This window comes from Alteromonas naphthalenivorans, assembly GCF_000213655.1.
In the GTDB taxonomy this organism is placed as follows: Bacteria; Pseudomonadota; Gammaproteobacteria; order Enterobacterales; family Alteromonadaceae; genus Alteromonas; species Alteromonas naphthalenivorans.
In genome coordinates this window covers 4,174,111-4,199,619 of the sequence record NC_015554.1, presented here as the reverse complement: position 1 = coordinate 4,199,619, position 25,509 = coordinate 4,174,111, and the positions used below count along the sequence as shown (strand labels likewise).

The window sequence follows — 25,509 nt, the reverse complement described above, 5'->3', positions numbered from 1 at the left end:
AAGGACTAATATGAAAAAGTCAATTATTGCATTGTTTGCAGCGGCGGCTATGTCTGCTGGTGTTAGCGCTCAAGACTCTGAAGGCGGAGCTGGATCTACAGGACTTGGCGCTGTAACTGCTCCAGTTGTAGCGACTGCTGCTGTTGTTGCTGGCGTTGTTGCTGGTATTGCTTCTAACAATTCATCAACTACCCCAGTTGAAACAGTCTCATCGTGTGAAGGTACTGATCCATTAGTTGATGGTGTTTGTGTTGGTACTACTAATACTGTAACCGTTAGTGGGACTACCACTATCACTGTTCCAGTGACATTTACTTACGCACCGACCGTACAGTAATAATAAATAGTTTCGAAAAAGCCGCTTTCATTAGCGGCTTTTTTATTTATGCCAAGAAAGTGTTCTTATTACTAAATAACAGTTGTCGAAATTTTCAATGAAAAAATCCCTTTTACTGACTGCTATCAGCCTGTTGTCTCTTCTTGTCTCAGGGTGCTCCACCACCATTAATGCCTATATTAAAACCGTTAGTCTTGCCCTTGAGGATCGCACCGTTTCCTACACAGTAGATGAAATAGCGGCAAGTAAAGCCGATTTATTACAAATTAAGGCGGGTGGGCGTGATGCTGCTTCACTTGCTCTTGCTTATATTGATGGTGATAAATACCGCTGGGTATCAGGTGATAAGGTTATTTTCACCATGCATCATGGCGTGATTGTTCGCACTGAAGGACTAGATAACGAACTGTATTATACAGGAAATTTAAAGCACAACCCCTTGGCTAGCAATGATGTTTTAGCCTACTCGTGGCAAAGAAAACTTGATTTAGAAAACGTAGGATTCGGTCTGCCTGTGAGCTCAACATGGCGAGTACACGGCGAGGAAAGCCAAACCTATCTAGGTGCTACTTTGACGGTTACTAAAATAACGGAAAGTGTTATTTTTCCAGAGACTACGCCTTATATCGACACCAACTTGGAATGGGAAAATACCTACTACCTTGACGCAAAATCGAAACAGCTTTTAGCTTCTACGCAAAAGTTTAGCCCACAAGGTGATGTATACGACATGGTCTATTTAAGTCGAGTAGTACGTTTAATGAAAAGTAAGGAGCAGTAAATAAAATGAGAGTTTTTGTTACCTTACTAATGAGTTTTTGGCTTTTACTATTTACCGCTTCTGTATCTGCCCAAGTGACTATCATAATTAATAAGCAATCTTATGAGTTTACGCAGCCGATAAGACTTAACAGTGTATTATCCATTGTGGCTGAATCTGGTGATTGGTATTGGCCAACATCAGGCATATACAATTTAAATGACGCTTATGCTGAGCGTGAGAAAGATGCTGTTTTATCAGAAATTCGTATGGTTATGAAAGACTACAATGCGAACAGCGATACGTACCGCGCATTAGAAAACCTGTATCAGCAGGTCTCTTCATGGACAGTATCTACGCGAGTCATCACGCCAATATCCTATAATCGTGCGCGTTTGATTGCTGAAGAAAATCCTATGTTTCAACCTGGGCGATATTTGCTTCGCATTAGTCCTCGTCCGTCAGTTGTGCACTTTTCTGGGTTAGTTATTAAACCTGGTGCTTATAGACACGGTAATGATCTTTCTATTTTTTCTACTGCAAAGTCAGTCACTAAAGCCTCAGACGCTGATAAAAGCCATGTTTTCGTGATTACTCCAATGGGCGAGATAGAGAAACGTGGTATTGCCTATTGGAATATTGATTACTCTCAATTAATGCCAGGCAGCCAAATTTATGTACCCATTACAGGGCAGATATTCAGTTCAACGTTGGATGCACTCAATACCCGCATCGCAAACTTAGCAGTACATAGGATCCTTCCTCAATGAGCGCTTTTCCTTATAAGAAAACATCTTTAGCACTCATCATTAGTGCATCAGCCTGTCCCGCCCTGGCTGATACAGATAACATCGACACCGAGTTTCGGGTTACTCCTTCGCAAATGGTGCAAGGCGGTAACGGGCTTATTCAAACCCCTACAGCGCGTATGCGTGAAGAAGGGGGATTAGCTGTAAATTATACCGATAACGGTGAATACCGTTTTTGGTCAGTCAATTTGCAATTATTCGATTGGATGGAAGCGACTGCTCGCTATACCGACGTACGTACACAATTTTATAGCAATGTTGAATCGTTCAGTGGCGACCAAACCCTTAAAGATAAAGGCTTAGATGTAAAATTTAGGTTGTGGAAAGAAGGCTACTACACGCCAGATATTTCGGTTGGTTTTCGCGACTTTGGCGGTACAGGTTTCTTTGAAAGTGAATATATTAACGCCAGTAAATCATTTGGGCCTTTTGATGTTCATTTAGGGTTAGGTTGGGGCTACTTAGGTACGGCAGACGATATCACTAACCCACTTTGTGAGTTTAGAGACAGTTACTGTGATCGACCGACAGGGTTTTCTGGTCGCGGCGGAAAGGTTGATTACGACCAGTTCTTCAAGGGAACAACGGCCTTTTTTGGTGGCATCGAGTATCAAACACCTTGGGAGCCATTAACCCTTAAACTTGAGTTTGAAGGTAACGATTATTCGTTAGATAGGGCTGGAGAATTAGAGCAAGATTCTCGTTGGAATGTGGGGGCGGTATATCGCTGGAAAGACTTTGATTTCAGTATGAATTATCAGCGCGGAAACACGTTTGGTTTCGGTGTAACCTATCGCTTTAATATGAACACCATAAGCCAAGTTAAGTACGATAAACCACCCAAAACCTTAATGGCTAGGCAAGCGCCTGATACTATTGATAAAGTGGATAAATCAAGATTGTATAATACACTTGTGCAGTCAGGTGGCTTTGCATTGTCCGACGTTAATATTGATGAAGACAAAGCTGTATTTTATGGAACACAGTTTGTTTACCGTGATCAGGATGAAGCAATTGAACGGGTAGGACGCATTATTGCATCAGAACTTCCTGATTCAGTGACTGACTATCACATTGTTGAAAATAGCGGTGGTCAGCCAATGGTTGATACCACAATAGATGCTGAACAGTTTATTACGGCAGCACGCTATGAGTCGATAGATTCGGACATCACCCAGTCTTATGTAAGAACCACACCTTCTAAAGAGGTAATGGATGCTTATGAGCCCACGAATACCCACGGGCTGTTTTATGGTGCTAACTTCTTCTGGACACAATCATTCGGTAACCCTGAAGACTTCTATTTATATCAAACAGGTTTAATTTTGAATGCAGGTTATGCCCTTAATAACAAACTATCTGTTATGGGCAGTGCGCGGGTTACCCTATTAGACAACTTTGATAAATTTAACTTTCTGGTTGATAACGAAGAAACCGTATTACCACGTGTAAGAACACGAGTAAGGGAGTACGTATCAGAAAATCCCATAGGGCTAGACACGGCCTTTATTCACTATAAAGATAATATCAGTGAGAACGTATTTGGGCAGGTGTACGCGGGTTATCTAGAAACTATGTTTGCTGGTGTCGGTGGTGAGGTTTTATACCGTCCTGTCGATAGCAGATTGGCATATGGAATAGACATTAACTATGTAAAACAGCGTGATCCTTATAATCAATTGTCGACTTTAGATTACGATGCTATCACCGGCCATGCCAGTGTTTATTGGCAACCTGAAATGCTTAAAGGTACGCAATTAACGGTCAGTGCTGGACAATTTTTGGCAAAAGACAAAGGCGTTAATATCGATTTCGCAAAACGTTTCGATAGTGGAATTGTTGTAGGTGCGTATGCGGCTTTCACCGATGTCTCATCTGAAGAATATGGAGAAGGTAGCTTTACCAAAGGCTTCTATATCTCAATTCCTTCAGACTTGTTCTTACTGCAACCTTCGAAGGGGAGAGGAACATTCCCCTGGGTGCCGATTTCTCGAGATGGCGGACAAATGTTAGGGCGGCCAGTGCGTCTTATCGATTCCACTGCAGTACGCTCACCGTTTTACGACTAACTACTAAGGTAAGCACGAGGTAACGATTGCTTCGTGCTTACTTCCACCATAACTAAAGCTTATTTTTACGTGTTTTTTAATAATATTAACAACACGTTACTCGCTGCTTTCTTTTATTATTTCAATAATTTCAGTGGTTGAAATAGAAGGCGTTCGAGGCAGGTAAACCACGTCGCATATATCCTTAAACTCATCAAATTTACCGTACCAGTCATCACCCATAACCAGCACATCCGCTTTGTGTTGAATAATATAATCACGTTTCTTTTCTAAAGATTCTTCCGTAAAAATTTTGTCGACAAAGCGCAAGGATGCAAGTAATTCCTCCCTACTGTGATAGGGATAAATAGGATTTCGCCCTTTTTTACTCAAATTGAGCTCATCTGAAGAAAGACCCACTATAAGAACGTCGCCTTCTGCGCGAGCACGTTTAAGTATTCTTATGTGACCAATGTGCAGTACATCAAATGTACCGAAGGTTATAACGCGTCTCAAAATGCCACCTGATTATTAGGTTTTAAGTTATTGGGTTGTAAGATATTCGGCTATGCGGTCACTGCATTTACCATCAGTGATGCCTACCATTTCTTGTGTAATTTTTTGGCGATTTGCGCTTAATTCCATCGGTTGTTTTAAACACTCTACTATTAACATATTCGCTTGAAAAGCATTGCTAGCTCGATGTGATAGCTGGTTAAACAAGGCGATATCTGGATCGAGTCGTTTCTTTAATCTGAAACTGAATAGTCCTGAGTAATTCCAGCGTGTATGAAAAAAGTCGCACCATACGATTGGGCGATCGATAGAAGCAAATTCAAAAATAGCGGATGATGCATCAGAAAGCATAATATCGGAGACCTGCATGAATGGCAGTAGGTCAAAGTCTTTTGCATTTGCTAGGTAAACATTGTCATAACAGCTCCAAGCTTCAACCCTTTGTTTTTGAGATTTGTATTTAGGTTTTGTCAGGCTAAAGAAATGAGGTTTAACAATAATATTTACGTTGCTTAGCATTTCCGGCCAATGTGGTGGGAAACACTCGATACTTGAAGGGAAAAAGGTGGGCGCATACAGCACAGTCGGCTTCTTTGAATCTAGCCCCAATGTTGACAAATCGATGGGTTGTTCAGTTTCATTAAATATTGGGTCGAGTTTCGCATAGCCTGAATTTATAAAATGTCTATTAGGGTACATTTCTTCTAATCGTTCAAGGCGACTTTCCCCTTCAACAAACCTGACATCGAAGGGAAATTCAGAGACATCGTAATAACATGCTTTAGGGCCGATGCCATGCAACATAAGCGCAAGGCGAGCAGTGATATGCTTTTTTTGGTCAGCATTAAAATAGGGGCGATTTCCAAATACAATCCAGTCAGCGTCACTTTTACTGTAAAGAGAAAGCGTTTCAGCTTTATTGGCAATAAACTGAAATCGGAAACCTTCTTTCTCTATCACTTCTTGTTTTAAAGCATCTAAACCAAGTTCTTGGTGTAAGACGAACTCACATAAAATACCCGCTTTTAACAGTATACGAGCCACGGGTATGTATTGCGGAAGGTAGTAAAGGTGTTGCACATCAAAGAGGACTTTACCTGGCATTTGGAAGGCTCCAACATCGCGGCGGCAAAGTTATTAAACAGACGCACCGTCAATTATTATTATTTTTATTGCGTATAATCTGCGTTTAACGCAGTATAGCGCGCGTTCGTAAAACAGTAACAGAGTTCAAAGCGCGATGACTTTACACTTAAGTGTAATTTTTTAGCTCTTTTTAAAGATAATCGTCATTTTTGACTAAAAATGTGACAAAAATTGAGCTTTTTTCCTTTTCTTATTGAAATTGGGATCTGTTTGCTGTATAAAATGCGCCCTCTAATTTATAGTAATACGTCATTTGATCCAGTGACCTTTTGATAGGTGGAATCGATTGACGCGACAGTTATCGTTGTTCTGGAGACAAATCAATGTCAAGAGTATGTCAAGTAACAGGTAAGCGCCCTACGGTTGGTAATAACCGTTCGCACGCAAGAAACGCGACTCGTCGTCGTTTTTTACCAAACCTTCACTCTCACCGTTTTTGGGTTGAGAGCGAAAACCGTTTCGTTAAGTTACGTTTATCTGCTAAAGGTATGCGTATCATCGATAAAAATGGTATCGATTCAGTACTAACTGACATCCGTGCCCGTGGTGAGAAAATCTAAGGAAGCCTACAATGCGTGATAAAATTAAATTAGTTTCTTCAGCAGGTACAGGTTTCTTCTACACCACTGATAAGAACAAACGTAACATGCCTGGTAAAATGGAGATCAAAAAATTTGATCCTGTTGTACGTAAGCACGTTATGTTCAAAGAGGCCAAAATCAAGTAATAAACTTGCTTTTGTCTCCACGAAAACCCAGCCTTTGCTGGGTTTTTTGCTTTTGAGCATATGAAAATATTGCCGCTGGAATATGTCTGTCTCAGGCATTACCATAAACGCTATATTCGTTAAATAGGATTGCTGGTGGCAAGACTCTCACAACGCGCGATGAACAATGTGGTTATTGTTGCCATGTTAGTCATGATTGCGCTATTTAACTTAGACAGCTTCCTGCCTAAACGTGCCGTTCCCGAATTAAGGCCGCTACTGCCACCTGACGCCTATGTACTTAAAATAGAGCATGCCAGTAGCAAGTTAGAGAGAAATGGTCAGCAGTGGCGTCAAGTGTCCTCTAAAGGGGCCTTGCCTGTATCAGCACAGGAGCAAATTGCAGCGTGGCAAGCCGCTCAGCTTAAAACGGCGTCTTTGGTAGACAACGCATTTCAGTCAATTGAGCCCATAGTGGTGGTTATCTGGCTAGCAGGGCAAGCGAATGGCCATGTCTTTGCGTTTTATAACAATACGCAGCCGGTTACTGTAAAATACAACGGCCTTTGGTACACCCTTGAAAATACTGAACTGAACGCGCTTCTTCCATGGCTTAGTGAACCCGCTAATTAATTAAGCGTATTAGCCTAGTCACTACTGTCAGTGACCAATGACGCTCAACCAATCTTCATTACAACGAATTAGATCACCCAAAGGTGGAGGGGAAAATGCCTGAGTTACCAGAAGTTGAAGTAAGCCGTTTAGGCGTTTCCCCCTATCTGTTAAACGAAACGATAGATAATATTATTGTACGCGAACGCAGAATGCGTTGGCCTGTTCCCGAGGATGTGGCGCTAGCTATCGGTCAAAAAGTGATAGCCGTTAAGCGTAGAGCAAAGTACCTCATGATCGAAACCGAAGCGGGCACGCTTATTTTGCATTTAGGTATGTCGGGTAAGTTGCGAGTTATTGATGCGTCTACACCTGTTGCGAAACACGATCATGTGGATATCGTGATGGCTACGGGGAAATGTTTACGTTTTAACGACCCTAGGCGTTTTGGGGCCTTCTTATGGCAACCACCTGGGGAAGCGTTGAAGTTACTTGCTAACCTTGGGCCAGAGCCATTAACTGACGATTTCGATGATAGGCGTTTGTTCACGCTCTCGAGAGGCAAAAAAAGTACAGTAAAAAACTTCATCATGGATAATGCTGTTGTGGTGGGCGTAGGGAATATTTATGCCAACGAAGCTTTATTTTTAGCGGGTATCGACCCAAGAAGAGAAGCAGGAAAAGTCAGCAGCACCCGCTATAAAAACCTTACGCAAATCATCAAGCAGGTTTTAGCAAAAGCGATAGAACAAGGCGGCACTACATTAAAAGATTTTGCGCAAACCGATGGTAACCCAGGCTACTTTGCACAGCATTTAAATGTGTATGGAAGAAAAGGGGAGCCGTGTGAGGTATGTAAAACAGAAATACAAAGTAAAGTGATTGGCCAGCGAAATACATTCTTTTGTAAACAGTGTCAGCGCTAGTTTTAGTGCACACTAGATAGAACACGTTAGATAAAACAGACTGAGCTCAATAGGCATGTTGAGCGCAGTGTGTTTAACATTTTCTATTAAAGCGTTTTAGTCTTCTCGGCGCAGTCTATCTTGCAATGCTTGATCGACCACCGGATGGCAAAAACCACCTACCTTACCTCGATGCAGTGCAACTTCTTTTACTAATGTAGATGATATAAAAGAGTTTTCTTCTGCTGGTGTCAAAAACACACTTTCTAATTTTGGATTCAAACGGCGATTCATGTTGGCTAGCTGAAATTCATATTCGAAGTCAGATACCGCACGTAATCCGCGAATAAGAATGGTGGCTTGTTGTTCGTCGGCAAAATCTGCAAGTAGGCCCGTGAAACCCACCACTTCTACATTCGGTAAATCGGCGGTGACCTTGCGAATCATTTCCACTCTCTCATCAAGGGTGAATAAGGGTTGCTTGTTGGGGTTCGCGGCAATACCAACTATTACATGAGAGAAAAGCTGTGATGCCCTTTCTATCAGGTCTGCGTGCCCATTGGTAATGGGGTCGAAAGTGCCTGGATAAAGTGCTCGTGTATGCATGTTAATCTAATCTTTATTGTTGTAGGGCAACAGTATCGATAAATATGGGTAGATGCAATTGCAATTCAGCTGCTTCTATAGCCCGCTAAACAATACTGCCAGTCATCTTGAGTCCAGTAAAACTGGGTATTCAAGCCTTTTTCTTTATTCAACGAGCGTAACAAACGGGACAGGTTATCTTTCTTCCAATGGTGTCCGCGACGTTCATGACAGCGATCAAAATCTATCAACCAAATATTACGCTCATTATCCATCATAATATTTCTGATGTTCGCATCGTGATGATAAATCTGGCAGGCATGCATTTTAGCCAAAGCTTCGCCCACCGCATACCAATCATCTTTTGATAAGGGTTCTCGGGTAAGCATGTGATGCAAGTCTTGGCTTGCCGGAATATTCTGGGTAATAAGATCCCCACGATAAATAAAACCACGGCGATGAATGCGGGCGCCAACCGGTACAGGCACGCGTAGGCCATGTTCTCGCATTTTAGTCAAAAGGCGAAACTCTTCAAACGGACGAGAACGCTCTACACCAAGAAAAAAATACTGATCACTAAGTAATTTCCCAACCAATCCGCCACGCTTAAAATGTCGTAGCACCCAATGCTGAGCATCATGATCGATAAAAACAGTGGTACCACGGCCTTTGGCCTCACCGGTAATTTTATTTTGGAATAGCCAAAATTCATGACTGAACATATCTACGCTAGGTTCAGTCATGAGTTCATCGTTGTATAAGAAGTGATGCCCAGCACCTAAGTCTCGTCGTATTATCGCCATGACGCCCGTTACTTATGGTAAAATTTACCATTCTAATGAATTATTTCGGCATTTCAGCAACGAGAGAGCATTTGTGGGAAAAAAGATTTGCTTAATGCGTCTATCTGCTATTGGTGATGTCTGCCATGCAGCCGCTATGGTAACACGTATTCAAACCCATTGGCCGGACGCTGAGTTAACTTGGGTCATTGGCAAGGTAGAGTATCAGCTGGTTAAGCTAATGCCGAATGTGCGCTTTATCATTTTTGATAAAAAACAAGGCAAAGCCGCCGTTGAGAGCTTAAAAAATGCAGTGAAAGGTGAAACCTTCGACGCACTGCTTATGATGCAAGTTGCCCTGCGCGCGAACCTAGCCTCTAGAGTTATAAAGGCGAAGCGCAGAATTGGCTTCGACTGGGCCAGAAGCAAAGAGCTGCACTGGTTATTCGCTAACGAGCGAGTCGCGCCACGTCAATACTCTCACGTGCTTGATGGCTTTATGGATTTTGCCGATGCGCTAGGTGTACCAAAAGTCGATACGCCATCATGGAATATTCCTGTTAGCGAAGAAGATGAGCGTTGGGGTAGAAAGCAAGCCGAGGCATTAGGCGACTATGTTGTAATTGCGCCTGCTGCCAGCAAGGCAGAACGTAACTGGCTTCCTGAAAGGTACGCTGAAACTGCTGACTACTTATCACAACAAGGTAAATCAGTCATATTAGTCGGGGGGCCTGGTGAGCTCGATAAAACCACTGCCAATGCTATTTCAGCGTATAAGCCAAGTATAAAAGCAGACTTTACTGGCAAAACCAGTCTTCACCAATTATTGGTATTGCTAAAGCACGCGAGTTTAGTGCTTGCACCCGATACCGGTCCTGCTCACATGGCTACTACCGTAGGCACACCCGTTATTGGATTATATGCGCATTCGAACCCTATTCGCACGGGGCCGTATAACAGTATAGATAACACGGTTTCTGTGTACGATGCGTGTATTGAAAAGCAAAAAGGAAAAAAGTGGGAACAATTACCTTGGGGAATTCGCGCGAAGGGCGATAACTTGATGAAAGGTGTTACCACTGATGCGGTTTTTTCAAAAATTAAAGCAGTGCTTTAACGAATACGCACTATTTCTGGGAATTTCTTTTAACCATTATCTACACTTAGCTTACACGCGCCAATTTTTCTAAGACATGGAGAGCCCCCTTTGGTGATTATGCTCGCATTGATTAAGCGAATACGAGCTTTAACTAGCAATACCGAGTACTCGGCACTGGTGCTCAGCATGCTATTTTTAACTTGTAGTCCAGTTGCTCTCGCACAACAGGCCGTCGTGGTCGCTAATGCGTCGGTGGATACCACATCCCTGACTCAATCAGAATTACGCCAAATATTTACAGGCCACAAACAATACTGGAGCAACGGAGAAAAAATCCACGTTGTTGTTCTTGAGGATGTTCACACGCTGCACAAAGCATTTTGTCGTGAAAACTTACAAATGTTTCCTTACCAACTCTCTCGGCTTTGGGATCAACTTACGTATTCCGGTCAAGGTGTTACACCTACACGGGTATCATCCCAAGAAGCCCTTCTTAAAATGGTAGAGAGTACTGCAGGCACTATAGGGTATGCAGATATCGACAAAGTAAAAAATGAAAAAATTATTGAGGTGCGTGAACAATGAATAATCAAGTGTTCGTATGGTTTCTACGCGCTGTATTTCTTGCAGCTTCTAGCTCAATAGTTATGGCACAAGAAGAGCCCAAGTTTTCATGGCATGGATACATAGCTCAAGGGCTAACGCAGTCAATTGATAGCAATTTTATCACCGAAGATAATAATATTACCGGTGAGTTGTCGGAATTTGGCATTAACGGTCATTACCGTTTGAATAGCAATTTATCAGTAGCGGGGCAGGTGGTTTATCTTGATGCAGGAAATAGGTTTGAAAAAGGCACGAGGCTAGATTATCTGTTTGTCGACTGGACTATTCCCGATTTGGCTGGGTGGCAAGCGCAAGTGCATATTGGCCGCTTTAAAAATACTCACTGGTTATATTCAGTGACTCGCGATGTACCTCAAACGAGAGATACTACGGTTCTTCCTCAATCAATTTACTTCGATGGGTTTCGTGATATCGCGTTAGGGAGTGACGGGCTTCAGGCAAAATTTAAGAAATACTCAGCAGACAATATTTGGGAAGTAAATTGGAGTTACGGTCGTTCTCCATTGAATGACGCTCAAAGAGACTTCTTCCTAGGCGACGATGCCAATGGGAGTATAGAGCAAGACTTCGTGCACCAAGTCAGCGCTTTTTGGCAACCTGCCACAATGGCGTGGAGGGTAGGCGTAAGCTGGCTTGAGTCAGATTTTGGATACACTGCGGCACAGGAGGATAGTCGTTTAGACGGCGGTGCGAGCATCCGCAGGTTCATGTTCTCTATGCAATACTTTAGTGAAAAATGGCAGTTTAGCAGCGAGCTAGTGAGAGAATTGCAAGAATATAATGGTCTCTTCGCGCCTAATTATGTCGATAGGCTTACAGGTGAAGGCGGTTTTGTTCAATTTAGGTACCTATTTAACAACCGTTTTAGCGGCCTTATTGGCTACGACACCTATGTGAACAACGACAATGATCCGAATGGGGAAGCCCTTGAAATAAGTACTGGCGGCCTTGTTCCTTCTTACTTTGGTTATATGGATACAGTGACCGTTGGGGCAAGGTGGGATATCTCGCCTAGATGGCGTTTACAGGCCGAGCATCATTGGGTTGACGGAGCCGCAAGAGTGGTAAGTTTACTCGACCCTAGTATAAGAGACCATTCGCAGGAACACTGGCGTATGTGGTCTGTACAACTGATGTACTGGTTCTAGGTTCACTTATGAAAGTGGAGATGTCCTTTACCACTAAAACCATCATTATGTTGATGGCGATGGTGTTAACCGTCACGGTGGTTATTTCCATGGTGCTGATTCGAGAGTCTGATTCAAGCCTGGTTTTTCAGCAGCAAGAAGAGCAACTTAAAAACCAACGTCGATTGCAGCTTTTCGAGGATATTCTGCATAACCGTATGGTGTTGTGGGTAGACATGTTTAGCCACATAGAAATGTCGGAGCATCAAGATGTAGATTACTTCTATGAAAACCTTCAGCGAAATCAAGAATACCTGATGCTGAACTTTCATGTGGAGCAGTTGTATCTGTTTGACCAAGATGGCGTAGTGGGAGAGCAGCCAACCCCCATCAGTGATTTTGTTCTAAAATTGGTGCGTAGCACGCAGCAGTCTCTTAGCAGTAGAGCGTTAATTCGCTGTGAGGATGCGTGCACACATTATTTATCAGTGCCCATTATGACCGATGACGAGGTGGTTCCTGTCGTTATCTTGTCTGCTTCATTGCGTGAACTTTTGTCTTTGTTTAACCGCTCTACCGACGCTCATAAGGTCGTGATGGTTCAGAATAAGCAAGGCGATGAAAGCGACCCTACCTTAACGCTGTCCAGCCAGCTTTCACAATCTAACCAAGATTATTTAACCGAGCTCATTGCCGCCTTTCCCAAAGGCTGGAGTGTAGAAAAGCTGGTGGTTAAAGGGCTTCGAGTTTCGTTTCAGGGAAAAGAGCTGTCGGTAAGTTTGTTGCCCTTCCCCCACAGCCTCACAGAGCAACCTTACCTCATGGTTGTGCAAGATATTACTGCATTAGTACATCAAAAAGAGCAGTACGAAATACTGGTGATCATCAGTGCGATTGTGCTGTTTATCGTGTTCTCATTGCTTCTAAGGCTCTTTCTTAATCAATACCGCTTGAGGCTATTAGGTATCAGTGAAGGTTTGCCTATGCTTGCCGACCACAAATTTATTGAATACCGCAAACTGGTTGGAAAAAAGCAGCACGCTTCGCTTTGGCGATTGAACGATGAACTAGATGTGGTAGAAGATGCCGCTAATGCATTGGCAAAACAGTTAGAAGACTTCGATGGCCAAATGGCGGTGAACACTGCCAAACTTGAAAAAATGGCTATGTTTGATGTGCTTACCGGCCTACCAAATCGGAACATGCTGACCTTTCAGATTGAAAACCAACTTGCCCACTCAGCGCGAGACGATAGATTGGTTGCACTAATGTTCATGGACTTAGACGACTTTAAAAAAGTTAACGACAGCTATGGTCATGACGTGGGGGATAAGCTTTTAAAAGCCGCGGCTATGCGGATATCGCGGCCTATTAGAGAAACTGATATTGCTTCACGATTTGGTGGTGATGAGTTCGTTGTATTGTTATCTAGCATCGAAAACAAAGAACAAGTGGAACACGTTGCGAAGAAAATCATTGAAGAGTTTGACCAGCCGATTGAAGCGGGTGGCATGCAATTTTACGTCTCTATTAGTATAGGTGTGGCCGTGAGCCGCCATGCCAGAGCTACGCCAGTGGAATTGTTACGGCATGCTGATATTGCTATGTATGAGGCAAAATCGAAAAAAGGGGCGGGCTATAGAGTTTACGATGCCACCATGAACTTGAAGGTAATGAAAAAGGTTGAGCTTGAAGCCGAAGCGCGGGTGGCGCTAAGAGAAAGTCAGTTCAGTTTGGCCTTGCAGCCTCAAATCGACTTGCGAACCAATGAATTAATAGGCTTCGAAGCACTACTTCGCTGGTATCACCCTGTTAAGGGGACCATATCACCGGCAGAGTTTATTCCTTCACTTGAAAACACCTCTTTCATGCTAGAGCTAGATTATTGGGTAATAGCCAAGGCCACCTACCTTATTAGAGAACTGAACGCGAATGGTTACCCTAATGTGAAGTTAGCGATTAACCTGTCTGCTGGGCAGTTTCTTGACCCCAGTCTTCCTGATTTTTTGCAGCAGCAAATTATTCGCAATGATATTTCACCATCCCAAGTGTGTTTGGAATTAACGGAAACCGTATTGGTCACCGACATTGAACGTGCAACCTCAATTATGCGTACTATTAGAGACATGGGGTGTACTTTGGCCATTGATGACTTTGGAACGGGCTACTCGTCACTCAGTTACTTAAAATCACTGCCCGCTGACTTTATAAAAATCGACCGTTCTTTTGTAGCCAATATCGTCGAGAATGCCGATGATAGAAACATCGTGCATTCAACCATTGCCATGGTGCGAAAAATGGGGTTAATTGTGGTAGCTGAAGGCATTGAAACAGCAGAGCAGTTTGAAATGCTATGTCACTTTGATTGTCAGATGGGGCAGGGGTATTTAATTAGTCGACCCATTCCAGAGCCAGACATTTGGACCACCCTAAGCAAGAACGTACACATGGGCATATGGGACAGTACGCGGTCTAACGAATAGGGCAGCCTAGCCAGTTAGATTTTTAGCCACAGCTAACAAGTGTGCTAAAAAGTTTACAGCTACAAGTTTTAATACTGTTAAAACGCCCCCTTCCTTGTGTAACCTTTATATCGCTTTCTTTAAAATACATTTTTTATTAATTTCGGAGTCTGACATGTCAGCGGCATTTATCTCTCACCTGCAAGCGCAAATTGAGGCCACTAAAGAAGATGGTCTGTATAAAAAAGAGCGCGTTATTACTTCACAGCAACAAGCAGATATAGACGTGGCCAATGGCGAGCATGTCATCAACTTCTGTGCGAACAACTATTTAGGTTTGGCTAACCATCCTGATCTTATCGCTGCGGCTAAAAGTGGCCTTGAAACCCACGGGTTTGGCATGGCGTCTGTGCGTTTCATTTGTGGTACGCAAGACATACACAAACAGCTAGAAACCGAAATTAGTGGCTTCCTAGGTACCGAAGACACTATTTTATACCCTTCATGCTTCGATGCGAACGGCGGGTTATTTGAAACCTTGCTTGGCCCAGAAGACGCCATTATTTCTGATGCGTTAAACCATGCGAGCATTATTGACGGCGTGCGTTTGTGTAAGGCTAAGCGCTACCGTTATGCCAATAACGACATGGACTCACTGGAAGATCAACTTAAGCAAGCCGTTGCCGACGGCGCACGATTTAAAGTGATTGCTACCGATGGCGTGTTCTCGATGGACGGTGTAATTGCCAACCTTGCAGGTATTTGCGACCTTGCTGAAAAGTACGATGCACTGGTCATGGTAGATGATTGTCACGCTACAGGCTTTTTAGGCGAAAACGGCAAAGGTAGTCATGAATACTGCGACGTAATGGGCCGAGTGGATATTTTAACTGGTACTTTAGGCAAAGCTATGGGCGGCGCATCAGGCGGTTATACGTCAGGCAAAAAAGAAGTGGTTGAGTGGTTACGTCAACGCTCTCGCCCGTACTTATTCTCAAACTCTGTTGCTCCACCTATAGTTTCGGCCTCACTTAAAGTATTTGAAATGATGAAAGATGGCGCAGCATTGCGTGAACAACTATGGCGCAATTCAGCCCACTTTCGTTCTCGTATGGAAGATGCTGGCTTTACCCTTGCAGGTAAAGATCACGCTATTATTCCTGTGATGCTAGGCGATGCGCGTGTTGCTAGCGAGATGGCAGACAAGCTACTTGAAAAAGGTATTTACGTGATTGGTTTCTCATACCCTGTAGTACCTAAAGGGCAAGCTAGAATACGCACCCAAATGTCAGCTGGGCATTCTATTGAGCACGTAGACAAAGCCATTGATGCGTTTATTGAAGTAGGCCGTGAAATGGGAGTTATTGCATGAAGTCGTTAGTTAAAGCAAAAGCTGAAAAAGGCATTTGGCTTCAAGATACCCAAGAGCCTGAAGTTGGCCATAACGATTTATTAATCAAAATTCGTAAAACCGCCATTTGCGGCACCGACATGCACATTTACAACTGGGATGAATGGTCGCAGCAAACCATACCTGTACCTATGGTAGTGGGTCACGAGTACGTAGGTGAAGTGGTTGGCATGGGCCAAGAAGTACGTGGATTTGCTATTGGTGACAGAGTATCTGGTGAAGGCCATATTACATGCGGACATTGCAGAAACTGCCGTGCAGGCCGTCGCCATTTATGCCGCAATACAGAAGGCGTTGGCGTAAATCGCTCTGGCGCCTTCGCAGAGTATTTGGTTATTCCTGCGTTTAACGCATTTAAAATTCCCGATAATATTAGTGATGAACTGGCATCTATTTTCGACCCATTTGGTAATGCTGTGCACACCGCCCTTAGCTTCGACTTAGTGGGTGAAGATGTATTAATTACCGGTGCTGGTCCTATTGGTATTATGGCAGCTGCAGTGGCGCGTCACGTTGGTGCGCGCCATGTGGTTATCACCGACATCAACCCGTATCGCTTAGAGCTTGCTAGAAAGATGGGCGCAACTCGCGCCGTTGATGTTAGCAAGGAAGACTTGCAAGACGTGATGAACGAGCTTGGGATGAGTGAAGGCTTTGATGTTGGCCTTGAAATGTCGGGCGTACCGGTCGCCTTTCGCGACATGCTAAAGAAAATGAATCACGGCGGAAAGGTGGCAATGCTAGGTATTCCACCACAAGATGTATCGGTTGATTGGAACCAAGTTATTTTTAAAGGGTTAGTGATCAAAGGTATCTACGGTCGTGAAATGTTCGAAACCTGGTACAAAATGGCAAGTTTGCTGCAAAGTGGCTTAGATTTGTCGCCAATCATCACACATACCTTCTCGGTTGATGACTTTCAGAAAGGTTTTGATACCATGGGTTCAGGACAATCAGGCAAAGTTATACTGGACTGGCAATAATGACAGCATTTTCACACATTAGTGTACAAGACGTAGCAAACTTCAATGGCGATGTAGCCATCGTAGATATTCGTGACCCGCAATCTTTTGCTAATGGTCACATGCCAGAAGCGAAGCCGTTGAATAACGATAACTTCGCGGCCTTTGTAGAACAAACGCCAAAAGAAACCCCTGTGGTAGTAGTGTGCTATCACGGCGTAAGCAGTCAGCAAGCCGCACAGGTTATTGCCGAGCAAGGTTTTAACACCGTCTATAGTATGGACGGTGGTTTCGAAGCATGGCGATTAGGTCAGTCTGTGGTGTCTGAAAATTCGTGAGCCATCCTTTAATTGCTTTTCGTCAGCAAGGCGTGGCGCATTTACTGGCTAACTACTTAGGTAGCCAGAATATCACCGCCACGGTAAAGCCTACTGAAACGGGTGATGAGTTTGTTGTATTATTGGCAGACGACAACGATGCACTTAAAGCCCGCGCCATAACTGAAGAATTTATTCAGCAACCGAACAATCCTAAATATCAGCAAGCTGCTTGGCAGCATGGTGAAAACGTCGATTTAGTGCCCTCACGTCAGTTTGATATGAAAGGGTTCATCAACAATGCATTGTCGGTACCGTTAACCAGTATTGTGTTTGTACTTTGTGTACTGGTGTATGGTTTGTCGTTGCTAGGCTTGTTCAGCCCCATTGCGCAACACCTGCTCATGCAGCCACTTAGTGTGCTTGCCGAAAACCATGAGTGGTGGAGGCTATTAGGCCCCGCATTTATTCACTTCAGCGCACTGCATATTATTTTCAATCTACTTTGGTGGTGCATGCTAGGCGCCAAAATAGAAAGTACCTTTGGTAAAAGCATGCTGTTTGTGGTGTTTGCACTGTCGGCCATTATATCGAACGTGGCTCAAGCGATGTTTACTACGCCAGTACAAGGTAACTTAATGCTCTTTGGCGGCTTGTCAGGAGTGGTATACGCTGTAATGGGCTTTGTATGGTGGTTAGGTTGGCTGAAGCCACAGTGGGGCTTGTCGCTGCCTAAATCGGTAATAGGTTTTATGTTGGTGTGGCTAGTATTAGGCTTTGCCGATGTGCTGTGGGTGAACATGGCCAATGCGGCGCACACCGCAGGGTTAATTACTGGCTGTTTACTAGCAGGGTTGCTAAGCCTTGGAGCCGATAAACGAAAGCAGGGGCAATAACACCTGCGGTCTTGAACAGGTGCTGCTGTAGTAGCGCCTAGCCCTGGTATAAATATTTGGTAAAGATAACGTTTTTGATAACCTCGCCACCGGTTTCTTTTTTCATATGATCTTGAAGTGCTTTTAGAATGGCGCGGCGAATATCTTCTCTGCCCGTTAGCGATTTTACTTTTTCTTCAGGCTGTCTGCCGAAGATATCGATGGCAGTTGCACGTAATAACGGCATATGGTGTTCTGCTATTTCTAGCTGATCTACGTCATAAATCATTAATTCAACGGTAACGCGAACATACCCAAGTTTTTTTGAAGACTCGCCAATGTAATTGGTAACGATGTCTGGCTCTAGCCCAAGATAAGCAAAATTTGCCTTATCTTGGGCAAATGCAGGGGCGAAAGCACTACTAACTAATAGAGCGGTAGCTATAAAACGTGAAGCAAGTGACTTTGTCATGATGAGAGCCAAAAATACCAATTAATTTAGATGACAGGCTGTAGTGTAGCAAATCATAGGTTAATGACACTACTGCAAAAGTACTAAGGTACACGTAAAATCAATATGCTAGCTATTAGCAATCAGATAAACCACCATGTCACCAACAAGTGATATGATACTTTTTTTATCATGTAAAATTATGACAGAGATTTGGTAGTGAGTTTTCCTAGCAGCTTTCCCGTTGGCTTAAATGTAGAGTGGATGCAAGCCGACAGTGCGCCCCGTAACAATCCGTATTTAAAAAATTGGTTACTAGATACGGGCTCCTTAACCAAGCGGGTGCAGTCGCTTTGCCATCAATTTTCGTTAAACGTGCTAGGGCAAGCTGAAACCGCACTTCATGCTAATGAGCAAAGCCTACTATCGAACCAAAAATCACATCTGCCTTCACAGGCATTTCAGGTACGAGAAGTACTGTTGTGTGGTAATGCATTGCCGTGGGTATTTGCCCGTTCCGTTATTCCTAAGCGTTTGGTTGAAGCTGAATTAGCCAATTTAGGCAGTGAACCCTTAGGTAAGCGACTGTTTAACGATGCTAGGTTTATACGCTCTGAGTTTCAATTGTGTCAGTTGCCAGCAACAGCATTAGGCTTTGAACGCACTCAACAATTATGGGGCCGACGTTCATTATTTACGTTAGGTGAAGACAGCATGATAGTGGCCGAAGTTTTTTTACCTGATGCCCCCGTTTATTATTCAAGGTACGACAATGGCACTGAATCTTAATTTAGCCCAAAACATCAATCATATAAAACAGCATCCGTCTGCGTATAGTCGCCTGATGCGGCTAGACAAGCCCGTGGGGATTTACTTGCTGCTTTGGCCTACCTTTTGGGCATTGCTTATGGCATCTGAAGGCCTACCCAGTATAGTCATTGCGCTTATTTTTACCGCTGGTGTGGTAGTAATGCGCTCAGCGGGCTGTGTTATCAACGACTACGCCGATAGAAAAGTAGATGGCAGTGTAAAGCGCACCGCCACGCGGCCTCTGGCCACGGGAGAAGTTACTCCTAAACAAGCGCTAACCTTGTTTGCGGGGCTAATTATACTGGCCTTCTTGTTAGTGCTGATGCTGAATTGGCAAACCGTTGCTCTATCTGTCATTGCGCTGTTGCTTGCCGCTAGCTATCCCTTTATGAAACGCTACACTCACTTACCGCAAGTGGTATTGGGCGCGGCCTTTGGGTGGGCAATTCCCATGGCTTTTATGGCGGTGTCTGAAACTGTGCCTGCGTATGGCTGGTGGCTGTTTGTGGCTAATCTATTATGGACGGTAGCCTACGACACCATGTATGCCATGGTAGACAGGGATGACGACCTGGAAATAGGGGTGAAATCTACAGCCATTTTGTTCGGTAAGTACGACGTGCCCATTATTATTGGGCTTCAAGCCACCATGCTAGTTATTTTGTATTTTATTGGCGGGGCTATCGAAGCACATTGGCCGTATTATCTATCGCTAATTATTGGGGCAGGGCTGTTTTACCGCCAGTATCAATATATTAAGAACCGACAGCGAGAAGGGTGTTTTACCGCCTTTATCGAAAATCACTATGTTGGCTTGGTTTTTACGTTAGGCTTAGTGGCAAATTTTTGGATAGGTTAAGCGGTTCAGTTATTAGTTAACACAATGAACCGCTTAGCATTAATGAGTAAAAAGCTATTCAGGCTTCGTTGTTTCAGCTGCTTTCGCTTCTAATTGAACAATGCGAGCTTCCATCGCATCTAACTTTTCGCGAGTGCGAATAAGCACCTGGCTTTGAATATCGAACTCTTCACGAGTGACTAAATCAAGCTTTGAAAGCTGCGACTGTAAAATCTGTTTAATTTTACCTTCTGCGCCTTCAGCCATGTTACGCACACCCGGTGGTACGGCGTCAGCAATCTGTTTCGCTAAATCTTCGAGTTTTTTCGGATCCAACATGGATTTCCCTTATAATGCGCTTCGTTAGAATAGGCTTCTATTCTATCGGTATCGCCACTTCTTGCAATGAAAAAGCACATTAAAGAAAAGCATGGCACACATTACACCTGTTAGCTTTTAGGAACGTAATTTAGGAACGCGATGAAATTAAACGATGCGCAACAATCAGCTGTCACCTTTGTGTCGGGCCCCTGCTTAGTATTAGCTGGCGCCGGCAGTGGTAAAACTCGGGTTATTACCAACAAAATTGCGCACCTAGTTAGAAATTGCGATATGCCAGCTCGGTATATTGCAGCGGTAACCTTTACCAACAAAGCCGCTCGCGAAATGAAAGAGCGGGTAGCCGAAACCTTAGGTAAGCCAGAAGCGCGTGGTTTGAAAGTATGTACCTTTCACACCATGGGGCTAACCATTATAAAAGCCCATATGAAAGAGCTAGGCTTAAAGCCTGGTTTTTCGTTGTTCGACGACAAAGACTCGTTGGCACTGCTAACCGATTTAACCGAAGACACGCTAGACGGCGACAAAGATCAGCTTTCGCTATTACAAAGCTGTATTTCAAATTGGAAGAACGACTTACTGCTGCCCGAGGCGTTACTAAAGCAAGCTACCAGTACCGGTGAGCGGGAATTTGCTGAAGCTTATAAGCGCTACCAAGATAACTTACGCGCCTATAACGCCCTTGATTTTGATGATCTTATTTTGTTGCCCACACTGCTGTTAAAAACCAGTGAAACCGTACGGGCCAAGTGGCAAAACAAAATTCGTTATCTGCTGGTGGATGAGTATCAAGATACCAACACCAGTCAGTATGAACTGGTAAAACTATTGGTGGGTGAGCGCTCGCGCTTTACCGTAGTAGGCGACGACGACCAATCTATTTATTCATGGCGCGGTGCTAAGCCACAAAACTTAAACTTGCTGCAGCAAGATTTTCCGCGCTTGAACGTTATTAAGCTACAACAGAACTATCGCTCTTCTGGGCGAATACTGCATTGCGCGAACATTCTTATTCAGAACAACCCCCACTTGTTCGACAAAACTCTGTTCTCTGAACTGCAATACGGCGAACCGCTTAGAGTCATAGAAGCGAAAAACGAAGAGCACGAAGCTGAACGAGTGGTAGCAGAGCTGCTAGCGCACAAGTTTATGAACCGTACTAAGTTTAAAGACTACGCTATTTTGTACCGAGGAAATCATCAAAGTCGCTTGTTTGAAAAGCTGCTTATGAGTAACCGTATTCCGTATAAAATTAGTGGTGGTATGTCGTTTTTCGGGCGCACCGAAGTGAAAGACATCATGGCTTACTTGCGTTTGTTGGTAAATCAGGACGATGACAACGCTTTGCTACGGGTAATTAATACGCCAAGCCGCGGCATAGGGCGGGTAACGCTGGAAAAGCTGGGTAACTTTGCGAACAGCTTAGGCGTGCCCATGTTCGAAGCAGCTTGTCACCCTAATTTAAACAGCGTGTTGTCGGATAGAGCCTTCGATGCCGTATCGGGGTTTGCTCGCTGGATAGTAGAAGTGGCCGACAATGCTACCCGAGGCGATACCAAAGATGCCCTTCGTGGCATGATCAAGTCGATGAGCTACGAAGAATGGTTATACGAGCAAAGCGCTAGCCCTAAAGCGGCTGAAATGGGCATGGCGAACGTGAGTACGCTATTTGGTTGGGTAACCGACATGCTAGAAGGCAACGAGCTTGATAGCCCCATGAATCTTACCGAAGTAGTCAACCGCCTTATTTTACGTGACATGATGGAGCGGGGCGAAGACGACGGTGATGGCGATCAAGTACAGTTAATGACCCTGCACGCTTCTAAAGGGCTAGAATTTCCTATTGTGTTCTTAGTGGGCATGGAAGAAGGCTTGCTACCCCATCAAAGCAGTGTAGATGAAGACAACGTAGAAGAAGAGCGTCGCCTAGCGTATGTAGGCATTACCCGTGCGCAGCGAGAGCTTATTTTTAGCCTAGCTAAGGAACGCCGTCAATTTGGGGAAGTCATTAACCCCGAGCCAAGCCGTTTCTTATACGAGCTACCCATAGACGATCTTCAATGGGAAAATCAAAAGCCGAAAGAAAGTGCCGAAGTGCGCCAGCAAAAAGGCCAAAGCAGTATTGCTAATTTAAGAGATATGCTGGGTAAGAAATAGCGCACGCGGTTACGAATAAAAGGTGACGCAAGTCACTCAAAAAAACCGTGACACAAGTCACAGAAACAAACAGTGCTAATAGTCGGAATGAAAAGGTGTTAGTGATACATAGCAGGTGAAGATAGCAACTAACCGCTAGGCTTAATGAAACAGCTAGCCAGCTAGCTGTTTCATATCAAGCACAGTAGCGCGAGTAAGTACTTTACCTTGGGCGTAATTACACTCAATGTCGGTAAGCGCGTTTAGCTGTGCAGGTGAATCTACCCCTTCGGCAATAACTTTAAATTTAAGGTGCTCAGAAATAAGCATTACCGATTGAATAAGCTTAAGGTTTCGCTGTGAACGCGGCAGCGAACGCACGAATCTGTGGTCTATTTTGATGAACTCGAACGGGTAGGCAAATAAGTAACTAAGCGACGCTAACCCGCTACCAAAGTTATCTAGTACTAAGGTAACTCCAGCACGTTTCAACTTCTTAATGGCAGGCAAAATAAACTGCGAACGTCGATTTAAATCGTTTTCATCAAACTCAAATACCAAGTCGTGGGGCGATATTTTGTATTCGTCTATCAGTGAAATCATCTTATTCACCATAGAGGCTTGCAGCAAATGAATAATAGAAACGTTCACCGCAATACGGCCTTTGTCTTCGCCTGTTGCTTTCGCGTGAGCCAGCAACTCGCAAGCTTTGCGTAGCTGAAACAAATCTAAATCTAAGGTTAAGCCACTTTGTTCGGCCACTTGGCGAAACTGCTCTCGGGCTATTTTGCCGAAAGTAGGGTGGCACCAACGCACATACATCTCGTTGTAAAGCGTTGTGTTGTCTCTTAAATCAATCACGGGCTGCAAGAAGTATTCAAACTCTTCATCACGCAAGGCACGGCGAAATTCGTTTTCTAGTTCTAGCTCTTCAATTAGGCGGTCGCGCATGCTCTTATCGAACATAACAAATCGGCCACGGCCTAAAGTTTTCGCTTGGTACATGGCAGCATCGGCATCACGCAGCACTTCATCGGCACTACGATAATACGACTCTAAATTAGCTATACCGATACTGGCACCCGAATACATTTCGCGGCCATCTAACAAAAACGGTTCTGAAATAGAGTTGATAATACGAGACGCCACTTCTTGCACATCGGTTAAATCTTCAAAGTTATCGAGTAAAACAACAAACTCATCGCCACCTAAACGTGCCAATAAGTCGTGCCCTCGAATGCATAATGCAATACGTCTAGCCACTTCAACCAAGAACTCATCACCTGCGTGGTGGCCCAAGGTATCGTTGATAACTTTGAATCGGTCTAAGTCGATGAACAACACCGCAAAGTAGTTTTCGGTGTAGCGCTGCTTACTGGCAACGGCGAGTTCAAGCCTGCTGGTAAACATCGAGCGGTTCGGAAGGTCGGTCAGTGAATCGTGATGGGCATCGTGAATAAGCTTAAGCTCAATCTCTTTACGCTCTTCAATTTGCTGTTTTAAGTATTTGTTGGCTCTATCAAGCTCGGCAGTGCGTGCAGCAACTCTAAGCTCGAGCTCACTGTTGTGGCGCTGAATTTCTTCAGTACTGCGCTTACGCTCCATGGTTACCGCAATATGGTGTGAAACAAAGCGCAGTAACTCTAGGTCTCTGGCGTTGTATTTGGCATGCTTACCATAGGTTTGTACCGCAATTACCCCAAACACCTCACCATCTACCACCAGAGGCGATCCTAGCCAAGAGTTGGCACTGTTTAGCATAGTTTGGGCAATAGTAACGTCAATTTCACCCGCTTCTGCCAGTTCCAACACTCTAGGCGGGTTAATTAGCTCAGCTTGACCTGTACGTAATACAAACTCTGTCAAACCCAACCCCATTGGGCGAGCTTCAACGTCTTCGCTTTCCATATCACTAAAATACGGGAACTCCAGCATTTGCTTCGATTCATCAATGATAGAGATAAAGCAGTTTGGTGCACTAATAAGGCGGGCTAGAATTTCGTGCAGACTAGAATAGAAGACCGACATATCGCCTTCTAGGTTGGCTGCTAATTCTGAAATTTCAAATAAGGCTTGTTGTAGCGACTCTACTTTTTGGCGCTCAAGAATTTCTTCTTGAAGGTCGTCGTTAATTTTTCTTAGCTGGCGAGTACGTTCACGAATGGTACGTTCGGTTAGTTCGCGGTTTTTAACCCGGTCAACCGTGGTAACAATGTGCTGAGAAACAAACAGCAGTACCTCTAAGTCTTCTTGGGTGTAATGCACACCCTCATCGTAGGTTTGAACCACCATAGCACCAATTACTTGGCTGCCACGTTTAAGTGGAACCCCAAGTAACTCAAAAGGCTGCGAACCAACTAATTTGATGCCGTGATCTTCTGCAAATATTTCTTCTTGAGCACGTTTATAAAATAAGTGCTGACCGGTGCGCAATATAAAGCCCGTCATGCCGTCCATTAACGAATCGGCGGGTAACTGTTTAACGGTTTGTTCGTCAAATTCATCAACGAAATAGGCGAAGTCGACAATTTGGCTGTCTTGTTCGTAGAAGGCAACAAAGAAGTTATCTGCGTTCATGAAGTCGGCAATGATTTCATGAATAGCGGTGTAAAGGCGGTTTAGGTGACTAACAGAACTTGCTAGCTCGGAAATGTCGAATAGCGCTTTCTGAACTCGTTCAGCACGCTTATATTTATTAGTGAGTTGTTGAAGCTGCGGGATAATTTCCCGCAGTTCTTCTTCTGTCAACTCATACTGCGTTGAATCTGATGACATTCCGTTCGCCGGCAAGTAAAAATAGCTTATTCTTAGATGCGGTTAAATTACCCGATCTACATCAAAAACGCTAC

26 protein-coding genes are annotated in these 25,509 nt (G+C 44.0%); 19 read left to right on the top strand and 7 right to left on the bottom strand.

The window, feature by feature from the left end; translation table 11 throughout:
• The first annotated feature begins 10 nt into the window (after positions 1–10).
• The 4 genes from AMBT_RS18385 to AMBT_RS18370 all read left to right on the top strand — a co-directional run bounded on the left by AMBT_RS18385 (position 11) and on the right by AMBT_RS18370 (position 3,975).
• Positions 11–337, top strand: coding sequence for a hypothetical protein (locus tag AMBT_RS18385; RefSeq protein WP_041452618.1), 327 nt, complete (start codon positions 11–13; stop codon positions 335–337).
• Between the two features lie 97 nt (positions 338–434).
• Positions 435–1,118 carry a YjbF family lipoprotein gene (locus AMBT_RS18380; RefSeq protein ID WP_013786154.1) on the top strand — a complete coding sequence of 228 codons (684 nt, stop codon included), beginning with the start codon at positions 435–437 and terminating at the stop codon, positions 1,116–1,118.
• Positions 1,119–1,123: 5 nt separating this feature from the next.
• Complete coding sequence (locus tag AMBT_RS18375) at positions 1,124–1,867, top strand: capsule biosynthesis GfcC family protein (protein WP_013786153.1); 744 nt, start codon at positions 1,124–1,126, stop codon at positions 1,865–1,867.
• A complete protein-coding gene (locus AMBT_RS18370; RefSeq protein WP_013786152.1) occupies positions 1,864–3,975 on the top strand; it encodes a YjbH domain-containing protein in 2,112 nt (703 codons plus the stop codon). The genes AMBT_RS18375 and AMBT_RS18370 overlap by 4 nt, the downstream gene beginning before the upstream one ends.
• A 96-nt stretch (positions 3,976–4,071) precedes the next feature.
• Here the strand turns inward: AMBT_RS18370 and AMBT_RS18365 are convergent, their stop codons facing one another.
• Both AMBT_RS18365 and AMBT_RS18360 read right to left on the bottom strand, forming a co-directional pair.
• Positions 4,072–4,470: an FAD synthase family protein gene (locus tag AMBT_RS18365; RefSeq protein WP_013786151.1), complete on the bottom strand. Its 399-nt coding sequence runs from the start codon at positions 4,468–4,470 to the stop codon at positions 4,072–4,074.
• Between the two features lie 27 nt (positions 4,471–4,497).
• Entirely contained in the window at positions 4,498–5,574 is a 1,077-nt protein-coding gene (locus tag AMBT_RS18360) for a CDP-glycerol glycerophosphotransferase family protein (RefSeq protein WP_013786150.1), read from the bottom strand.
• 365 nt (positions 5,575–5,939) lie between these two features.
• Here AMBT_RS18360 and rpmB point away from each other — a divergent pair, with 365 nt between their 5' ends.
• From rpmB to mutM, 4 genes are all read left to right on the top strand, one after another.
• Positions 5,940–6,176 (top strand): 50S ribosomal protein L28, encoded by a 237-nt coding sequence (rpmB, locus tag AMBT_RS18355; RefSeq protein WP_013786149.1) that lies wholly within the window; start codon positions 5,940–5,942, stop codon positions 6,174–6,176.
• Between the two features lie 11 nt (positions 6,177–6,187).
• Positions 6,188–6,343, top strand: coding sequence for a 50S ribosomal protein L33 (gene rpmG / locus AMBT_RS18350; RefSeq protein WP_013786148.1), 156 nt, complete (start codon positions 6,188–6,190; stop codon positions 6,341–6,343).
• Positions 6,344–6,478: 135 nt separating this feature from the next.
• Positions 6,479–6,955: a hypothetical protein gene (locus AMBT_RS18345; protein WP_041452617.1), complete on the top strand. Its 477-nt coding sequence runs from the start codon at positions 6,479–6,481 to the stop codon at positions 6,953–6,955.
• 95 nt (positions 6,956–7,050) lie between these two features.
• Positions 7,051–7,860 carry a bifunctional DNA-formamidopyrimidine glycosylase/DNA-(apurinic or apyrimidinic site) lyase gene (gene mutM, locus AMBT_RS18340; protein WP_013786146.1) on the top strand — a complete coding sequence of 270 codons (810 nt, stop codon included), beginning with the start codon at positions 7,051–7,053 and terminating at the stop codon, positions 7,858–7,860.
• Positions 7,861–7,956: 96 nt separating this feature from the next.
• Here the strand turns inward: mutM and coaD are convergent, their stop codons facing one another.
• Both coaD and AMBT_RS18330 read right to left on the bottom strand, forming a co-directional pair.
• A complete protein-coding gene (gene coaD, locus AMBT_RS18335; protein WP_013786145.1) occupies positions 7,957–8,445 on the bottom strand; it encodes a pantetheine-phosphate adenylyltransferase in 489 nt (162 codons plus the stop codon).
• A gap of 65 nt (positions 8,446–8,510) precedes the next feature.
• Complete coding sequence (locus AMBT_RS18330) at positions 8,511–9,227, bottom strand: 3-deoxy-D-manno-octulosonic acid kinase (RefSeq protein WP_013786144.1); 717 nt, start codon at positions 9,225–9,227, stop codon at positions 8,511–8,513.
• A gap of 94 nt (positions 9,228–9,321) precedes the next feature.
• Here AMBT_RS18330 and AMBT_RS18325 point away from each other — a divergent pair, with 94 nt between their 5' ends.
• The 8 genes from AMBT_RS18325 (at position 9,322) to glpG (ending at position 18,107) form a co-directional block, all read left to right on the top strand.
• The gene (locus AMBT_RS18325) at positions 9,322–10,323 is read left to right on the top strand and encodes a glycosyltransferase family 9 protein (RefSeq protein WP_049791843.1); all 1,002 of its coding nucleotides are present in this window, start codon (positions 9,322–9,324) and stop codon (positions 10,321–10,323) included.
• 168 nt (positions 10,324–10,491) lie between these two features.
• Positions 10,492–10,890 (top strand): substrate-binding domain-containing protein, encoded by a 399-nt coding sequence (locus AMBT_RS18320; RefSeq protein WP_041453123.1) that lies wholly within the window; start codon positions 10,492–10,494, stop codon positions 10,888–10,890.
• Entirely contained in the window at positions 10,887–12,080 is a 1,194-nt protein-coding gene (locus AMBT_RS18315; RefSeq protein ID WP_013786141.1) for a hypothetical protein, read from the top strand. Before AMBT_RS18320 ends, AMBT_RS18315 begins: the two co-directional genes overlap by 4 nt.
• 8 nt (positions 12,081–12,088) lie before the next feature.
• The gene (locus AMBT_RS18310; RefSeq protein WP_049791776.1) at positions 12,089–14,542 is read left to right on the top strand and encodes a bifunctional diguanylate cyclase/phosphodiesterase; all 2,454 of its coding nucleotides are present in this window, start codon (positions 12,089–12,091) and stop codon (positions 14,540–14,542) included.
• A gap of 154 nt (positions 14,543–14,696) precedes the next feature.
• On the top strand, positions 14,697–15,893 hold the full coding sequence (gene kbl / locus AMBT_RS18305) for a glycine C-acetyltransferase (RefSeq protein WP_013786139.1): 1,197 nt from the start codon (positions 14,697–14,699) through the stop codon (positions 15,891–15,893).
• On the top strand, positions 15,890–16,915 hold the full coding sequence (tdh, locus tag AMBT_RS18300; protein ID WP_013786138.1) for an L-threonine 3-dehydrogenase: 1,026 nt from the start codon (positions 15,890–15,892) through the stop codon (positions 16,913–16,915). Before kbl ends, tdh begins: the two co-directional genes overlap by 4 nt.
• On the top strand, positions 16,915–17,232 hold the full coding sequence (gene glpE / locus AMBT_RS18295) for a thiosulfate sulfurtransferase GlpE (protein WP_013786137.1): 318 nt from the start codon (positions 16,915–16,917) through the stop codon (positions 17,230–17,232). The genes tdh and glpE overlap by 1 nt, the downstream gene beginning before the upstream one ends.
• The gene (glpG, locus tag AMBT_RS18290) at positions 17,229–18,107 is read left to right on the top strand and encodes a rhomboid family intramembrane serine protease GlpG (RefSeq protein ID WP_013786136.1); all 879 of its coding nucleotides are present in this window, start codon (positions 17,229–17,231) and stop codon (positions 18,105–18,107) included. Before glpE ends, glpG begins: the two co-directional genes overlap by 4 nt.
• Before the next feature lie 37 nt (positions 18,108–18,144).
• Here the strand turns inward: glpG and AMBT_RS18285 are convergent, their stop codons facing one another.
• A complete protein-coding gene (locus tag AMBT_RS18285) occupies positions 18,145–18,558 on the bottom strand; it encodes a flagellar basal body-associated protein FliL (RefSeq protein WP_013786135.1) in 414 nt (137 codons plus the stop codon).
• Positions 18,559–18,756: 198 nt separating this feature from the next.
• On the opposite strand from AMBT_RS18285, the gene AMBT_RS18280 reads away from it, so the two are divergent.
• Positions 18,757–19,326 carry a chorismate--pyruvate lyase family protein gene (locus AMBT_RS18280; protein ID WP_013786134.1) on the top strand — a complete coding sequence of 190 codons (570 nt, stop codon included), beginning with the start codon at positions 18,757–18,759 and terminating at the stop codon, positions 19,324–19,326.
• Positions 19,310–20,206: a 4-hydroxybenzoate octaprenyltransferase gene (ubiA, locus tag AMBT_RS18275; protein WP_013786133.1), complete on the top strand. Its 897-nt coding sequence runs from the start codon at positions 19,310–19,312 to the stop codon at positions 20,204–20,206. The genes AMBT_RS18280 and ubiA overlap by 17 nt, the downstream gene beginning before the upstream one ends.
• Positions 20,207–20,260: 54 nt before the next feature.
• Here ubiA and ubiK read toward each other — a convergent pair whose 3' ends face one another.
• On the bottom strand, positions 20,261–20,524 hold the full coding sequence (gene ubiK, locus AMBT_RS18270; protein WP_013786132.1) for a ubiquinone biosynthesis accessory factor UbiK: 264 nt from the start codon (positions 20,522–20,524) through the stop codon (positions 20,261–20,263).
• Between the two features lie 141 nt (positions 20,525–20,665).
• Here ubiK and rep point away from each other — a divergent pair, with 141 nt between their 5' ends.
• Complete coding sequence (gene rep, locus AMBT_RS18265; RefSeq protein ID WP_013786131.1) at positions 20,666–22,681, top strand: DNA helicase Rep; 2,016 nt, start codon at positions 20,666–20,668, stop codon at positions 22,679–22,681.
• 153 nt (positions 22,682–22,834) lie between these two features.
• Here rep and AMBT_RS18260 read toward each other — a convergent pair whose 3' ends face one another.
• The gene (locus AMBT_RS18260) at positions 22,835–25,435 is read right to left on the bottom strand and encodes a sensor domain-containing phosphodiesterase (RefSeq protein ID WP_013786130.1); all 2,601 of its coding nucleotides are present in this window, start codon (positions 25,433–25,435) and stop codon (positions 22,835–22,837) included.
• Positions 25,436–25,509 lie beyond the last annotated feature (74 nt).

What these genes read in the sequence shown, in the direction of transcription:
- AMBT_RS18385 (WP_041452618.1), top strand. Translation starts at nt 11, where the DNA reads ATGAAAAAGTCAATTATTGCATTGTTTGCAGCGGCGGCTATGTCTGCT.
- AMBT_RS18380 (WP_013786154.1), top strand. Translation starts at nt 435, where the DNA reads ATGAAAAAATCCCTTTTACTGACTGCTATCAGCCTGTTGTCTCTTCTT.
- AMBT_RS18375 (WP_013786153.1), top strand. Translation starts at nt 1,124, where the DNA reads ATGAGAGTTTTTGTTACCTTACTAATGAGTTTTTGGCTTTTACTATTT.
- AMBT_RS18370 (WP_013786152.1), top strand. Translation starts at nt 1,864, where the DNA reads ATGAGCGCTTTTCCTTATAAGAAAACATCTTTAGCACTCATCATTAGT.
- AMBT_RS18360 (WP_013786150.1), bottom strand. Translation starts at nt 5,574, where the DNA reads ATGCCAGGTAAAGTCCTCTTTGATGTGCAACACCTTTACTACCTTCCG.
- rpmB (WP_013786149.1), top strand. Translation starts at nt 5,940, where the DNA reads ATGTCAAGAGTATGTCAAGTAACAGGTAAGCGCCCTACGGTTGGTAAT.
- rpmG (WP_013786148.1), top strand. Translation starts at nt 6,188, where the DNA reads ATGCGTGATAAAATTAAATTAGTTTCTTCAGCAGGTACAGGTTTCTTC.
- mutM (WP_013786146.1), top strand. Translation starts at nt 7,051, where the DNA reads ATGCCTGAGTTACCAGAAGTTGAAGTAAGCCGTTTAGGCGTTTCCCCC.
- coaD (WP_013786145.1), bottom strand. Translation starts at nt 8,445, where the DNA reads ATGCATACACGAGCACTTTATCCAGGCACTTTCGACCCCATTACCAAT.
- AMBT_RS18330 (WP_013786144.1), bottom strand. Translation starts at nt 9,227, where the DNA reads ATGGCGATAATACGACGAGACTTAGGTGCTGGGCATCACTTCTTATAC.
- AMBT_RS18325 (WP_049791843.1), top strand. Translation starts at nt 9,322, where the DNA reads ATGCGTCTATCTGCTATTGGTGATGTCTGCCATGCAGCCGCTATGGTA.
- AMBT_RS18320 (WP_041453123.1), top strand. Translation starts at nt 10,492, where the DNA reads ATGCTATTTTTAACTTGTAGTCCAGTTGCTCTCGCACAACAGGCCGTC.
- AMBT_RS18315 (WP_013786141.1), top strand. Translation starts at nt 10,887, where the DNA reads ATGAATAATCAAGTGTTCGTATGGTTTCTACGCGCTGTATTTCTTGCA.
- AMBT_RS18310 (WP_049791776.1), top strand. Translation starts at nt 12,089, where the DNA reads ATGAAAGTGGAGATGTCCTTTACCACTAAAACCATCATTATGTTGATG.
- kbl (WP_013786139.1), top strand. Translation starts at nt 14,697, where the DNA reads ATGTCAGCGGCATTTATCTCTCACCTGCAAGCGCAAATTGAGGCCACT.
- tdh (WP_013786138.1), top strand. Translation starts at nt 15,890, where the DNA reads ATGAAGTCGTTAGTTAAAGCAAAAGCTGAAAAAGGCATTTGGCTTCAA.
- glpE (WP_013786137.1), top strand. Translation starts at nt 16,915, where the DNA reads ATGACAGCATTTTCACACATTAGTGTACAAGACGTAGCAAACTTCAAT.
- AMBT_RS18285 (WP_013786135.1), bottom strand. Translation starts at nt 18,558, where the DNA reads ATGACAAAGTCACTTGCTTCACGTTTTATAGCTACCGCTCTATTAGTT.
- ubiA (WP_013786133.1), top strand. Translation starts at nt 19,310, where the DNA reads ATGGCACTGAATCTTAATTTAGCCCAAAACATCAATCATATAAAACAG.
- ubiK (WP_013786132.1), bottom strand. Translation starts at nt 20,524, where the DNA reads ATGTTGGATCCGAAAAAACTCGAAGATTTAGCGAAACAGATTGCTGAC.
- rep (WP_013786131.1), top strand. Translation starts at nt 20,666, where the DNA reads ATGAAATTAAACGATGCGCAACAATCAGCTGTCACCTTTGTGTCGGGC.
- AMBT_RS18260 (WP_013786130.1), bottom strand. Translation starts at nt 25,435, where the DNA reads ATGTCATCAGATTCAACGCAGTATGAGTTGACAGAAGAAGAACTGCGG.